Raw genomic sequence first — 14,271 nt, 5'->3', positions numbered from 1 at the left:
CTCACGAGCTCAGGCAACTCGGCCGGGTGTCCGCATGGATGCCCGGCCGATTTCTTGTGCGGTGTCGATAAAGGCCCTGAGCTTCGGCGCCATCGATGCGCGGCGCGGGAAATAGAGGAAGAGGCCGGGCTCCTCGATCGCCGTCTGCGGCAGGATTTGGATGAGGCGGCCTGCGGCAAGGTCGGCGCGCACCAGCGGTTCGAAGACGTAGGCAAGCCCGACGCCGGTCAGCGCCAGATCGATGGCGCCAAGCGAATCCGTGACGATGGCGGTGCCGCGCGTTTCGACGACGATGTCCTTGCCGTTGTCGTTCAGGTCCCAGCGGTAAAGCGCGCCGGACCGAACCAGGCGGTAGCCGATGCAGTTGTGATTGGCGAGATCGGCCACGTCGCGCGGACGGCCGTGCTTTCCGACATAGGCGGGAGAGGCGACGATCACGGCTTTGAACGGCGGCGTCATCCTGACGGTGACCATGTCCTGCGCGATCATTTCACCCAGCCGGATGCCGGCGTCGAAACCTTCGCCGACAATATCGATCAGTCCCTGGTCGGCAACGATCTCGACCGTCACATCGGGATAGCGTTCGGCCATGGCCGCGACCACCGGCGTCACAGCCAGGGGGATCGCTATATTGGAGGCGTTGATCCTGAGCAGGCCGGCCGGCCTTCCCTTCACGCCACGGATGCGGTCCATCCGCTCGGCGATGTCCTGGAGCGCTGGGGCCGCGGTCTCGACCAGCGCCTTGCCGGCTTCCGTCAGCGAGACGCTGCGCGTCGTGCGGGCAAAAAGCGGCTGACCGATGCGCTCTTCCACCAGCCGCACGGCATGGCTGACAGCGGATGGGCTCATGCCCAGTTCAGCCGCAGCAAGCGCGAAGCCGCCGCGCCGCGCCACGGCGACGATGACCGGCAGGTGTGTGAGAAGATCGCGATCCATTCCTGAATAATATCGCACAGTCTTTGCGAACAATGCAATCTTATCGATGCCGACAGGCTGGCCCATATTGTCGTCAACACATCGGCGGGCTGATGGCCAAGGAGAAACGACATGAACGCGTTGAGATATGTAACTTTCGCAGCAGGCATGGCACTGGCACCCGTCGATGCGGGCGGCGCAGAACCAACCGGCTGGCAGGCCCTTGCCGACGAGCGCGCCGTTATCCGCATCGCCGATGCCATCGACCGGGCGGTGGATGCGCAGGATTGGAAGCTGGCGCGCAGCTATTTCGCCGAGCGCGTCACCGCCGATTTCAGCAGCCTATCCGGACAGCCTGCGGCCAACATCGCGTCCGATGACCTGATCGGCGCCTGGGCGAGCAACCTCAAGGGCAGCAAGACCAGCCTGCATCTGCGCACCAACCATCAGGTTGCGCTCGAAGCCGATGCCGCGACCGTCCGCTCCAACGGCTATGCCTGGAATCGGATGGAAGGCAATGGCGACCCGCTCTGGGAAGTCTGGGGCACCTACGAGCACCACCTGACGCGCTCAGCTGACGGCTGGAAAGTCGACGGCTTCACCTTCCGCATGACGCATGAACGCGGAAATCCCTGGGTCAAGGCGACCCCCGGCCAGTGACCGGCCGCAAATCAGTTCAGAATCGGAAGACCACCATGACCATGACCTATTATACGCTTGGCAACAGCGGCCTGCGCGTCAGCCGGCTGGCGCTCGGCACCATGACCTTCGGCACCGAGTGGGGCTGGGGCGCGGACAGGGACACCGCGCGCGCGATGTTCGACGCCTATGTCGAAGCGGGCGGCAACTTCTTCGACACGGCTGACCTCTACACAGGCGGCACCGCCGAGACCTGGCTCGGCGAGTTCGTCGCCGAGCGTGGCCTGCGCGACAAGGCGGTGATCGCCACCAAATTCACCATGAATTCCGAGGCCGGCAATCCGAATGCCGGCGGCAACGGCCGCAAGAACATCATGCGGGCCGTGGACGCCTCGCTGAAACGGCTCGGCACCGACTATATCGACCTTTACCTTCTCCATGTCTGGGACAGGATCACCCCGGCCGAGGAGGTGCTGCGCACGCTGGACGACCTCGTTCGCGGCGGCAAGGTGCGCCATATCGGCCTCTCCGACGTGCCGGCCTGGTATGCCGGCCGCGCCCAGGCGATCGCCGAACTGCGCGGCTATGAGCCGGTCTCGGCACTTCAGCTCGAATATTCGCTCGCCGAGCGCGCGATCGAACATGAATACGTCCCTTTCGGCACCCGTCATGGCGCGGGCATCATGGTGTGGAGCCCGCTGGCCAGCGGATTGCTCAGCGGCAAATACAAGCCGACCCAAGCCGGAAATGCCGGGCGTCTCGACGGTTTCCGCAACACCACGCATCCCGGTTTCCAGAAGTTCAGCGACCACAACTGGGCGATCGTGGCGGAACTCGAAAAAGTGGCGGTCGAGCTTGGCCGCAGCATGGCCCAGGTCGCGCTCAACTGGGTGGCAACGCAGCCAGGCGTCGCCTCCGTCATCCTCGGAGCGACGAAGCTCAGCCAGCTCGAGGACAATCTTGGCGCGCTCGATTTTTCAATTCCAGCAGAGCTTCGCGCGCGGCTGGAAAAGGTCAGCGCCACGCCGGCGCCGTTCCCGCACTCCTATTTCGGTTCCGAGATCCAGGTGCGCGTGACGGGCGGGGCCGTCACCGGCGACAAGCCGGCCGGCTATTCGCCTCCCGTCATGATCGAAGGTGAGGCAGTCAGCATCTCAAGTAACTGATCAAAAGGCGGCAACTGAGCAAAAGACGGCAACTGACCGAAAAAGCCTGGAATTTTGCACGAGGGCGCGGCGTGACATCGCCGCGCCCTTCGTGTATCGGGTCAACCCGTCATGACAGCATCGCCGGATCAAGCGGAGGCGGTTTTGCCTCCAAATTTGCCGCGCCGAGATTTCGAGGAATGAGATGACGGTGAAGCCCCTCTATCGACGTGTCGTGCTGAAAGCGTCCGGCGAAGCGTTGATGGGCGAGCAGCATTTCGGCATCGATGTCTCCGTGGTCGACCGCATCGCCGCCGACATCGCCGAGGCGCGCGCGCTGGGCGTGGAAGTCGGTGTCGTCATCGGCGGCGGCAACATTTTTCGCGGCGTGGCCGTCGCCTCCAAGGGCGGCGACCGCGTCACCGGCGACCACATGGGCATGCTTGCCACCGTGATCAATTCGCTGGCGTTGCGCACCTCGCTCAACAAGATCGGCGTCGACGCCGTCGTGCTTTCGGCGATCGCCATGCCGGAACTTTGCGAGAGTTTTTCGCAGCGCCAGGCGACAGCCTACATGAACCAGGGCAAGGTGGTCATCTTCGCCGGCGGCACCGGCAATCCATTCTTCACCACCGATTCGGCCGCCGCGCTTCGCGCCGCGGAGATCGGCGCCGATGCGCTCTTCAAGGGCACGCAGGTCGACGGAGTCTATTCGGCCGACCCCAAGAAGGATCCGAACGCGGTCCGCTTCGACCGCATCAGTCACGCCGAAGTCATCAAACGCGGGCTTGCAATCATGGACACCGCCGCGATTGCACTTGCGCGCGAAAACAACATTCCGATAATCGTCTATTCGATCCACGAAAAAGGTGGTTTCGGCGATATTCTGAGGGGCGGCGGCCATTGCACGGTCGTCACGGACAAGTAACCGGCGCCCGGATCCGTCAAGCGATTACGGAACCGCGAACCGAACAACGTTAGAAACAGTGAACCCGGCGAACGGGTCGAGGAGATGATCATGAGTGGCGAGTACGAAGACCTGAAGCGACGCATGGACGGGGCGATCGCCGCCTTCAAGCACGACCTGGCTTCGCTGCGCACCGGCCGGGCCTCCAGCAACCTGCTCGACGCCGTCCAGGTGCAGGCCTACGGCACGGCGATGCCGATCAACCAGGTCGCCAATGTCTCGGTGCCGGAGCCGCGCATGATTTCGGTGTCGGTCTGGGACAAGTCGATGGTCAGCGCGGTCGACCGCGCCATCCGCGAAGCCAATCTGGGCTTCAACCCAATCGTCGACGGCACCACGCTGCGGATTCCGCTGCCCGAGCTCAACGAGCAGCGCCGCAAGGAACTGGTCAAGATCTCGCACGGCTATGCCGAGAACGCGCGCGTCGCGGTGCGCCATGTCCGCCGCGACGGGATGGATTTCCTCAAGAAGGCTGAGAAGGACGGCACCATCAGCGAAGACGATCAGCGCAAGCGGTCCGACCAGGTCCAGAAGCTGACCGACGAGATGATCAGCACCATCGATCACCTGCTTTCCGATAAGGAAGCTGAAATCATGCAGGTTTAGGGTCGGGATTTCCGGCTCGAAAGCGAAACTATGGCAACGCCCGCGCATGTCGCGATCATCATGGATGGAAACGGACGCTGGGCCAAGGCGCGCGGTTTGCCGCGCCTTGCCGGGCACCGCGCCGGCGTCGAGGCCCTGCGCAAGGCTGTCCGCGCCGCGCCCGAGCTCGGCATCTCCTATCTGACCGTCTACGCCTTTTCCTCGGAGAACTGGTCGCGGCCGAAATCCGAGGTCAGCGACCTTATGGGTCTTTTGAAGCTGTTCATCCGCCGCGATCTCGCCGAACTGCATCAGAACGGGGTGCGGGTGAGGGTGATCGGCGCCAAGGAAGGTCTGCAGTCCGACATCCGGGGCCTGCTGCAGGAGGCCGAATCGCTGACCGCCGACAACGAGGCGCTGACGTTGGTGATCGCCTTCAACTATGGCGGCCGCGACGAGATCGTACGAACCGCGCGCAAGCTGGCGGAAGCCGTCGCACGCGGCGAGATGACGAGCGACGCGATCACAGCCGAAAGCTTCGCAGCGTCGCTCGACACAAAGGGCGTTCCCGATCCCGAACTGGTGATCCGGACCAGCGGCGAGCTCAGGCTGTCGAACTTCCTTCTCTGGCAGGCCGCCTATAGCGAACTTGTTTTCCTGCCTTGTTATTGGCCGGACTTCAGCCGCGAGCATCTGGCAGACGCCTTGCGCGACTTTGCCGGCCGTGAACGACGCTTCGGCGGGCTCGCCGCCCGCGACGTCGCGCTTTAGGCGCCGCCGCGCATGAGCAATCTCCAGCAGCGCGTCATCTCGGCAATCGTGATGGCGGCTCTGACGCTCGCGCTCACCTGGCTTGGCGGATTGCCGTTCCGGCTGTTCTGCGGGGGAATCGCGGCGCTGATCTTCTACGAATGGACGCGCATGGCGCGCCCCGGCAACGGCGCGGCGCTCGCCTTCCTGCCCGAAGCGCTGATTCTGATCTTCATTGTCGCGCTGATCGCCGGCCTGCCGGCCTTGTGGCTGCTCCTCCTCGTCGCGGTCCTGGTCGCGGTCGTGGCCATTGCCACCCGGAGCAGGGGGACTGCGCCGTGGGAAGCCTCCGGGGTGGCCTACGCGGCTCTTTCCGGCTTTTCGCTCGCCTATCTCCGTGACGACAATCATTCCGGGCTGATTGCGATTCTCTTCCTGTTCGCCGTGGTCTGGGCGACCGACATAGCGGCCTATTTCGTCGGTCGCGCCGTCGGCGGCCCAAAGCTCGCGCCGTCGATCTCGCCCGGCAAGACGCAGAGCGGCGCGCTGGGCGGCGCGGCCGGTGGCGTTATCGCCGGAGTTTTGCTCGCAATCGCGGCCGGCGCCGGCAATCTCGTCCAGCTTGGCTTGGTCGCGCTGGCGCTCTCGATCGTTTCGCAGATCGGCGATCTCTTTGAATCATGGGTCAAGCGCCGGCACGGCGCCAAGGATTCCAGCAATCTCATTCCCGGCCATGGCGGCGTCATGGATAGGGTGGACGGGCTTGTCGCGGCCGCGTTCGCGCTGTACGTCATGGGCTGGATCGCGGCGGGCGCCGAGCATCCGGCATCGGGGCTGTTTCCAAACTGAACGACGCAGCAGCAGGGCGAAAAATGGCGCGCGCCACGGATTCGCCCGGATTGATGCCACAGTCGCGGTGGAATGTCGCGTGCGGGCGAATTTGAGGGCATGACTTGAACGACATCTTTCACGCGGTCTTCAGCACACAAGGCTTCGTCCTTGGCACGCTCGTGCCGTTTCTGTTCGTGCTGACCGTCGTCGTGTTCGTCCACGAGATGGGCCACTATCTGATCGGCCGCTGGTGCGGCATCGGCGTGAAGGCTTTTTCCATCGGCTTCGGCCCTGAGCTCGTCGGTTTTCACGACCGCCGCGGCACGCGCTGGAAGCTTTGCGCCATTCCGCTTGGCGGCTACGTCAAATTCGTCGGCGACATGAATGCGACGTCGAGTCAGCCGAACACGGAAGAGCTCGAATCGCTGACGGAAGCCGAGCGCGAGGTCGCCTTTCATACGCAACCCATCTGGAAGCGCGCCGCCACCGTCGTCGCGGGTCCGATGTTCAATTTCCTGCTGACGATTGCCGTGTTTGCGGTGCTGTTTTCCCTCTATGGCCGCCCGGTCCTGGAGCCGACGGTGGCCGAAGTCACCGCCGGCAGCCCGGCGCAGAAAGCTGGAATCCAGCCGGGCGACCGATTCGTCAAAGTCGACGGCAGCAAGGTTGAGACCTTCGCCGATGTGCAGCGGCTGGTTTCAGGCCGGGCAGGCGACCCCATCACCTTCACCATGCTGCGCGACGGCAAGGAAATCCACGTTACGGCGACCCCGGAGCCCATGGAGCAGCAGGATGCGCTGGGCAACAAGGTCAAGGTCGCAGTGATCGGCGTCGTCAACAACGCCGAGCTCGGCCAGCCGCGCCTGATCTCCTATACGCCGGCCGGCGCCGTGGTGGCGGCGGTCGAGGAAACCGGACACGTGATCGAGCGCACGGGACAGTTCCTGCAGCGCTTTGCGCTTGGACGCGAGGACAAGTGCCAGCTGGGCGGTCCGATCAAGATCGCGAAGATGTCGGGCCAGGCGGCCAAGCTCGGCTTCGAGTGGCTCGTGCAGCTTGTTGCATTTCTGTCAGTCGGAATAGGATTTCTCAATCTCCTCCCGATTCCCCCTCTCGACGGCGGCCACCTGTTGTTCTACGGCGTGGAGGCCGTCATAAGGCGACCCGTTTCGGAGCGAATGATGGAGATGGCCTACCGGACAGGGCTGTTCCTGGTTCTCGGCTTCATGGGCTTCGTCTTTTGGAACGATCTGTTTGGGTGCTGAAATCATGAAGAAATTTGGCTTCAGCTCCGATCATATTGAGATGCCGTTTACCATGCGTGGGGATATGCGTGACGCGAAAGCCACGCGATACGGTTAAGTAAATACAAATTAACCGGGAGCCTTGCGTGTAGGGAAAATCCGGTTAATACGGTAAGGGAAAATACCGCACGTCCGGTTTTCTCGCCGTGGGGACTACGAGAAAAAGGTACAAAAGCCCGATGAAGGCAGCATCCAAGTTTTTGAGCGCCGCTTCCGCGGCGGCTTTGTCCGCCGCTCTGGTCGTGCCAGGCGCGCTCGCAGTGCAGTTGGCCGCCACATCCGTGGCCGAAGCCGCGGTCATTTCGCGGGTCGAGGTCAGCGGCAACCAGCGCGTCGATGCCGAGACGATCCGCAATTACATCTCGATCAAGCCGGGTAAGCCTTTCTCCAGCTCCGATATCGATGACGCCGTCAAGGCGCTGTTCGGCACCGGGCTGTTCTCGGACGTTCAGATCAACCAGGTCGGCTCGACCCTGGTGGTCAAGGTTTCCGAGTACAAGGTCGTCAATCAGGTCCTGTTCCAGGGTAACAAGAAGATCAAGGACAACGCGCTTCAGATGGGTATCCAGCTGAAGCCGCGCGCGACCTTCTCGCAGCAGACGCTGGACGCCGATGTCGAGGCGATCAAGACGGCCTATAAGCGCATTGGCCGCGACGACGCCGCGGTGACCACGCAGATCATGGATCTCGGCGACAATCGCGTGAACGTGGTCTTCAACATCAACGAAGGTGGCCGCACCCAGATCGCGGCTATCAATTTCGTCGGCAACCACGCTTTTTCCAGCCGGCGTCTGTCAGACGTCATCAACACCAAGCGCTCGTCTTGGCTGTCCTTCGTGCTGCGCGACGACGTCTATGACGAGGATAAGCTGCGCGCTGACCAGGAGTTGCTGCGCCGTTTCTATTACAATCACGGCTATGCCGACTTCCAGGTCGTCTCCGCCGTCGGCGAGCTCGACGACACCACAAACAAATACACGGTCACTATCACCGTGCAGGAAGGCGATCGCTACACGTTCGGCGACGTCAGCGTGGAAAGCACCATCCCCGAGGTCGATTCGAAGTCGCTGGAATCGGTTGTCGAAACCCATAAGGGGGACGTCTACAACGCCAAGGACGTCGAGGATACGATCGTCGCCTTGACCGAGAAGGTCGCGGGTTCGGGCTATGCCTTCGCCCAGGTGACGCCGCGCGGCGACCGCAATTTCGAGAATCACACCATCTCGGTCGTCTACACCATCGACCAGGGCACCAAGGCCTATATCGAGCGCATCGAAATCCGTGGCAACGACCGCACGCGCGACTATGTCATCCGTCGCGAATTCGATGTCAGCGAGGGCGACGCCTTCAACCAGGTTCTCATCCAGCGCGCGAAGAAGCGGCTGGAAAACCTTGATTACTTCCAGTCCGTCGACATTTCGACCGTCCCCGGATCGGCGCCCGACCAGGTCGTGCTGGTGGTCACCGTGGTCGAGAAGTCGACTGGCGAATTCTCGGTCGGCGCCGGCTATTCGACCGGCGGCGACACGCCCGGCCCGTCGATCGAGGGCTCGATCACGGAGCGCAACTTCCTCGGCCGTGGCCAGTACATCAAGCTCTCGGCCGGCGGCGGCAAGCATTCGCGCGACTTCGCCATTTCCTTCACCGAGCCTTATTTCCTCGGCCGGCGCATCGCCGCGGGCTTCGACATCTACAAGTCGACCCGCGAATACAGCCACTACGACACCGACGTCACCGGCGCGACCATTCGCTTCGGCCTGCCGATCACCGACAGCATTTCAACGCAACTGGCGTACAATATCTCGCAAGAGAAGTATTCGATCGCCGATGGCTGCTTGACCAGCGGAGTCTACGACCCGTCCAAGTGCACGATCTCTCAGGCTATCAGGGACGGCGTCGCTGAAAGCCCGTGGTTGAAGTCATCGGTCAGCCTGGGCCTTGTCTATAACACTATCGACGACATGAAGAACCCGCATGAGGGTCTCTACATCACCGGTACCACCGAATTTGCCGGCCTCGGCGGCGATGCCAAGTGGGTGAAGGTGACTGGGCGTGCGAGCGTCTATGAGACCTTGTCGGAGCAGCTTGACCTTGTCGGCCTCGTCTCGGGCGGCGCCGGGTACATTGCCGGCTACGGCAATGGTGATCTGCGCATCTTTGACCACTTCCAGAGCAATGACCGCATGATCCGCGGTTTCGAATATGGGGGTATCGGTCCAGTCGATAGCAACGGGGCGGGCGATCATCTCGGCGGTACAACTTATTTCAATGCTTCGGCGGAGGCTCAGTTCCCGCTCCCAGTCATTCCGGAGAGCTTCGGTTTGCGCGGTGCGGTATTTGCCGATGCGGCAACCCTTTACGGCAACAAGCTTGATCCGAGCTTGGTCGATCAGTCGTCTGTGGGCATGAAGCTTCGCGCCTCGGTCGGCGTCGGCCTGATGTGGGCTTCGCCGTTCGGCCCGATCCGCATCGACTATGCGATCCCGGTCAAGAAAGAGCCGACCGACGACGTGCAGGAATTTAACTTCGGTATCGCGACCCGCTTCTAATTCGTGGTTGCGATCGTTCCGGGCCGGCTGACGGCCCGGAGTGGACTGATCCGACCCAGCTGGATATTGCTTCTGGAATGACCGATCCGGTGTTCTTCGCGCCTTCACGCCGGTATACGGCTGGCGAGGTCGCGAATCTGACCGGCGCCAGCCTGCTCGATTCCGCTCAGGCCGAAATTGCCATCGAGGCGTTGGCTCCAGCAAATGAAGGTGGCAATGGCGCGCTCGTCTTTGTCGACGGCAAGCGCAATTTCGCGCTTATGCCGTTGCTCAGGGCGGCTGCGGTCCTGTGCCCTGCCGATTTTGCCAGCAAGGCGCCGCCCGGCATGGCCGTGCTCATGCATCCGCGCCCGCAACAGGCTTTCGCGATGGTCGGCCGCCTGTTGTTTCCGCAAGCCGCGACTCCGGGGCCAATGACCGGAGAAACCGGCATATCGGCGCATGCGTTCATCGATCCGTCCGCGCATATTGAGGACGGAGCGATCGTCGAGGCCGGGGCAGTGATCGGCCCCGGCGTGTCCATCGGCAGCGGCACGGTCGTTGCGCCCCACGCCGTTGTCGGCCGGTCCTGCCAGATCGGCCGCGACGGCTTCATCGGTCCCGGCGCCAGCGTCCAATATGCGCTTGTCGGCAATCGCGTCATAATCCACGGTGGCGCCCGGATCGGCCAGGACGGGTTCGGCTTCGTCGGCGGCGCCAAAGGACCTGAACGCGTGCCGCAGATCGGCCGCGTCATCATTCAGGACGATGTGGAGATCGGCTCCAATTCGACCGTCGACCGCGGTGCGATGTCCGACACCATCATCGGCCAAGGCACCAAGATCGACAATCTGGTGCAGATCGCCCACAATGTTCGCATTGGCCGCAATTGCATTATAGCCGGGCTTTCGGGTATCTCCGGTTCCGTCGTCGTCGGCGACAACGTCACCATGGGTGGCGGTGTCGGCCTCGCCGATCATCTGACCATCGGGCCTGGGGCCAAGCTTGCTGCGAGAAGTGGATTCATGAACAACGTGCCGGCAGGCGAGGTCTGGGGAGGTTACCCGGCGCAGCCCATGGCGGAAGCCATGCGCGAGATTGCGATGCTGCGCAAGATGGCCAGGACGCGCAAGCAAGGCGACGGAAATGGCTGACATGGTGGCAACGACACTCGAGGCGGTCGACATCATGGGGCTTATGAAGCTCCTGCCGCACCGCTATCCGTTCCTGCTGATCGATCGCATCGTCGAGATCGATGGCGACGACTCCGCCGTCGGCATCAAGAACGTGACCATCAACGAGCCGCATTTCCAGGGCCATTTTCCCCAGCAGCCGGTCATGCCCGGCGTGCTCATCATCGAGGCCATGGCCCAGACCGCGGGCGCCATCTGCATTCGCAGCCTCAACACGGAAAAGCCCTCGCTGGTTTATTTCATGACCATCGACAACGCGAAATTCCGCAAACCGGTGGTTCCGGGCGATCAGCTCAGGATCCATGTCAAAAAGATCAAGAAGCGCGGCAATCTGCTGAAATTCGCCTGCGAGGCGATGGTAGATGGCGCGAAGGCCGCCGAAGCCGAGGTGTCGGCCATGATGGTTACCGGCTGACGATTTTGAAATGCTCATGAAAGTCGAGACATCCATTCATCCTTCCTCGGTCGTCGAAGAAGGAGCCCGGCTCGGCAAAGGCGTCCACATTGGACCCTTCTGCCATGTCAGCGCCGATGCAATTCTCTCCGACCGTGTCGAACTGGTCAGCCATGTGTCGATAATGGGCGCCACGACCGTCGGAGCAGGGACGAAGGTCTATCCGATGGCGACGCTCGGCGCGCCGCCGCAGAACACCAAGCATAAGGGCGGGCGCACCACGCTCGTCATCGGCGAGAACTGCACCATACGCGAAGGCGTCACGATGCATGTCGGCACCGATTCCAGCCGTGGGGAGACGAGTGTCGGCGACAACGGCAATTTCCTCGCCTACGCCCACATCGCCCATGATTGCGTCGTCGGCAAGAACGCCACCTTCGCCAATGGCGCGACGCTCGGCGGCCACTGCGAGATCGGCGACAACGTCTATATCGGCGGCCTGACCGCCATTCACCAGTTCGTGCGCGTCGGCGACAATGCCTTTATCGGCGGTTGCTCGGCGGTCGTCGGCGATATCATTCCCTATGCGATCGCCGCCGGCAATCGCGCCAATTTGCGCGGCCTCAACATCATCGGGCTCAAGCGTTCCGGCCTGCCTCGCTCGGAAATCTACCTGTTGCGCAAGGTTTATCGGTCGATTTTCGACCGCTCCCGCAGCGTCGCCGAAAATATCAAGCTTGCCAGGGCAGAATTCGCCTCCTCGTCTCCCGCCGCCATGAAGATGATCGACTTCATCGCCAGCCCCGGCAAGCGGCACTATACCATGCCGCCGCTGAGGGGCGGTGGCGGCGACGACAATGATGGCGATGACGAGGGCTGAGCCCGCCGAAACACGGCTTGTACTCGCGCCCGGCTCCAAGGTCGGCATCATTGCCGGCGGCGGCAGCCTGCCGGTCGAAGTGGCAGAAGGCCTGAAGCGGCAGGGATATTCGCCTTTCATCATCATGGCCGAAGGCGAGGTCGATCGCGAGGCGGACTTTGCGGGGTATGAACAGGCGACCCTCGCGCTGGAAGATGTCGGTTCGCTGGTTCCGTTGCTGAAACGCCGGAGTATCAGCCATCTGATCCTTGCCGGCGAGATCCGACGCAGGCCGCGGCTAGCCAGGATCCGTCCGACCCTCGGCCTGTTAGCAATAATCCCTTCCGTGATCATGGCGCTGGCGCGCGGCGACGATGGGCTTTTGAAGGTGGTCACGCGCGGATTGGAGAAGCGCGGCATCACGGTCGTTGGCGCGCATGAGGTCGTGCCGGAACTCGCCGCCGGCAAAGGCACGCTGACGGTCACGGCGCCAAAGCAATCGGATTGGCGTGACATCGAGGCCGGCCGCGCGGCGGCCAAGGCCATCGGCGCGCTGGACATTGGGCAAGCGGCGATCGCGATCGGCGGGCGGGCGATAGCGCTCGAGGGGGTGGAGGGCACCGCCGCGCTGCTCGAGCGGACAAGGCAATTGCGCGGCCATGGCAGGCTTGCCGGCAAGACGCGCGGCGTCCTTGTCAAATGCGCCAAACCCGGCCAGGAACTGCGCGCGGACCTGCCCTCGATCGGCCCCCTGACGGTCGAGGCCGCGCATGCCGCCGGACTGGCCGGCATTGCCCTGGAAGCTGGCCGCTCGCTCATTCTGGAAGGACCTGAAACGCTGGAACGCGCCAACGCGCTTGGGCTATTCATCGTCGGCTTGCCTGCAACGGAGCTGACCAATGGGGAGCCGGCAAATGGTCGCTGACAAGCCGCTCAAGATCGCGATCGTCGCCGGCGAGGAATCCGGCGATCTGCTCGGCGCCGACATCGTGCGCGCGCTCCAGCGCACGACCGGTCGCGAGGTGCAACTTGTGGGCATTGGCGGACGGCATCTGCAGCAGCTGGGGCTGACGCCGCTTTTCGAGGGCAGCGAGATCGCGCTGATGGGCTTCAGCGCGGTGCTGCGCGACCTGCCGCGGCTGATGCGCCGGATCAACCAGACGGCGGCGACGATCGCGGCCGAGCGGCCTGATTGCCTCGTCACCATCGACAGTCCGGACTTTTCGCTGCGCGTCGCGAAAAAGGTCCGCGCGGCAGCGCCGGCCATCCCGATCGTCCATTATGTCTGCCCGAGCGTATGGGCGTGGCGGCCGGGCAGGGCGGTGGCGATGAAGCCGTATGTCGACCATATCCTGTGCATCCTGCCGTTCGAGGTGAAGGCGCTTGCCCGTCTCGGCGGACCGCCTGGCACTTATGTCGGTCACCGGCTGACGCAGGATCCGGGCGTGCTAGGCGCCGCCAAGGCGCAGAGCCAGCCGCGCGATCTCTCCGACGACCGCATCAAGGCGGTGCTGGTGCTGCCCGGCTCGCGCCGCGGCGAAGTCCGCCGGCTGATAGAACCCTTCGGCAAGGCAATGTCGGCGCTGCGTCAACGCGGCCATAGTCTGCGCCTGCTCTTACCGACGGTGCCGCATGTCGCCGAGCTGGTGAAGGCCTCTGTTGCCAGTTGGGACGACAAGCCCGAAATCATCACCGGGCCGGAGCGCAAATGGCAGGCCTTCGGCAAGGCCGATGCGGCGTTGATCGCGTCCGGAACGGTTTCGCTCGAGCTGGCGCTTGCCGGCGTTCCGATGGTGTCCTGCTACAAGCTCGACCCGATCGCGCGCCAGCTCCTGCAGCATATGGTGACGACGTGGTCGGCGCTGCTGCCCAACCTCATTTCCGACCGCGCGCTGGTTCCAGAGTTTTATGACCAGTATGTCCGCCCGGAAAATCTCGCCAGGCAGTTGGAAGCCCTGTTCGCCGACACCGGCATGCGGACATGGCAAAAGGCGGGCTTTGCCGAGATCGCCCGGCGCATGGCGACCGAGCGGCCATCGGGCGAGATCGCGGCGGAGGTGGTGATGGGGTGTATCAGGAAAGCGAATAGGGAGTAGCGAATAGCGAGTAGGGTTGTGTCGCTTTGCCTGGTTTCCCTATTCGCTACTCGCTATCTCGCTAT

At 63.2% G+C, this 14,271-nt stretch carries 14 protein-coding genes; 13 read left to right on the top strand and 1 reads right to left on the bottom strand.

Annotated features, from left to right (window positions below; genetic code table 11):
* Window positions 1-9: 9 nt before the first annotated feature.
* The gene (locus P9273_RS09980; RefSeq protein ID WP_278048757.1) at window positions 10-936 is read right to left on the bottom strand and encodes a LysR family transcriptional regulator; all 927 of its coding nucleotides are present in this window, start codon (window positions 934-936) and stop codon (window positions 10-12) included.
* A gap of 111 nt (window positions 937-1,047) precedes the next feature.
* On the opposite strand from P9273_RS09980, the gene P9273_RS09975 reads away from it, so the two are divergent.
* From P9273_RS09975 to lpxB, 13 genes are all read left to right on the top strand, one after another.
* Window positions 1,048-1,575 carry a nuclear transport factor 2 family protein gene (locus P9273_RS09975; protein ID WP_278048756.1) on the top strand — a complete coding sequence of 176 codons (528 nt, stop codon included), beginning with the start codon at window positions 1,048-1,050 and terminating at the stop codon, window positions 1,573-1,575.
* Window positions 1,576-1,610: 35 nt separating this feature from the next.
* Complete coding sequence (locus P9273_RS09970) at window positions 1,611-2,720, top strand: aldo/keto reductase (RefSeq protein WP_278048755.1); 1,110 nt, start codon at window positions 1,611-1,613, stop codon at window positions 2,718-2,720.
* Window positions 2,721-2,904: 184 nt separating this feature from the next.
* Window positions 2,905-3,627, top strand: a complete 723-nt coding sequence (gene pyrH / locus P9273_RS09965) for a UMP kinase (protein ID WP_040987265.1) — start codon at window positions 2,905-2,907, stop codon at window positions 3,625-3,627.
* A gap of 90 nt (window positions 3,628-3,717) precedes the next feature.
* Complete coding sequence (frr, locus tag P9273_RS09960; RefSeq protein ID WP_082037291.1) at window positions 3,718-4,272, top strand: ribosome recycling factor; 555 nt, start codon at window positions 3,718-3,720, stop codon at window positions 4,270-4,272.
* Between the two features lie 30 nt (window positions 4,273-4,302).
* Window positions 4,303-5,022 carry an isoprenyl transferase gene (locus tag P9273_RS09955; RefSeq protein WP_278048754.1) on the top strand — a complete coding sequence of 240 codons (720 nt, stop codon included), beginning with the start codon at window positions 4,303-4,305 and terminating at the stop codon, window positions 5,020-5,022.
* A 12-nt stretch (window positions 5,023-5,034) separates the two neighbouring features.
* A complete protein-coding gene (locus P9273_RS09950; RefSeq protein WP_278048753.1) occupies window positions 5,035-5,850 on the top strand; it encodes a phosphatidate cytidylyltransferase in 816 nt (271 codons plus the stop codon).
* A 104-nt stretch (window positions 5,851-5,954) separates the two neighbouring features.
* Window positions 5,955-7,097 (top strand): RIP metalloprotease RseP, encoded by a 1,143-nt coding sequence (gene rseP, locus P9273_RS09945; protein ID WP_278048752.1) that lies wholly within the window; start codon window positions 5,955-5,957, stop codon window positions 7,095-7,097.
* Between the two features lie 218 nt (window positions 7,098-7,315).
* A complete protein-coding gene (gene bamA, locus P9273_RS09940; protein ID WP_278048751.1) occupies window positions 7,316-9,685 on the top strand; it encodes an outer membrane protein assembly factor BamA in 2,370 nt (789 codons plus the stop codon).
* A gap of 77 nt (window positions 9,686-9,762) precedes the next feature.
* A complete protein-coding gene (lpxD, locus tag P9273_RS09935; protein ID WP_040994970.1) occupies window positions 9,763-10,818 on the top strand; it encodes a UDP-3-O-(3-hydroxymyristoyl)glucosamine N-acyltransferase in 1,056 nt (351 codons plus the stop codon).
* A complete protein-coding gene (gene fabZ, locus P9273_RS09930; protein WP_040994967.1) occupies window positions 10,811-11,272 on the top strand; it encodes a 3-hydroxyacyl-ACP dehydratase FabZ in 462 nt (153 codons plus the stop codon). Before lpxD ends, fabZ begins: the two co-directional genes overlap by 8 nt.
* Window positions 11,273-11,288: 16 nt before the next feature.
* Complete coding sequence (lpxA, locus tag P9273_RS09925; protein ID WP_278048750.1) at window positions 11,289-12,131, top strand: acyl-ACP--UDP-N-acetylglucosamine O-acyltransferase; 843 nt, start codon at window positions 11,289-11,291, stop codon at window positions 12,129-12,131.
* Entirely contained in the window at window positions 12,118-13,035 is a 918-nt protein-coding gene (locus P9273_RS09920; RefSeq protein ID WP_278049026.1) for an LpxI family protein, read from the top strand. Before lpxA ends, P9273_RS09920 begins: the two co-directional genes overlap by 14 nt.
* Complete coding sequence (gene lpxB, locus P9273_RS09915) at window positions 13,025-14,206, top strand: lipid-A-disaccharide synthase (RefSeq protein ID WP_278048749.1); 1,182 nt, start codon at window positions 13,025-13,027, stop codon at window positions 14,204-14,206. The genes P9273_RS09920 and lpxB overlap by 11 nt, the downstream gene beginning before the upstream one ends.
* Window positions 14,207-14,271: the final 65 nt, after the last annotated feature.

The organism is Mesorhizobium sp. WSM4935, from assembly GCF_029625735.1.
Lineage (GTDB): Bacteria > Pseudomonadota > Alphaproteobacteria > Rhizobiales > Rhizobiaceae > Mesorhizobium.
The sequence above is the reverse complement of the archived record's forward strand: the minus strand, read 5'-3'. Positions and strand labels throughout refer to the sequence as shown.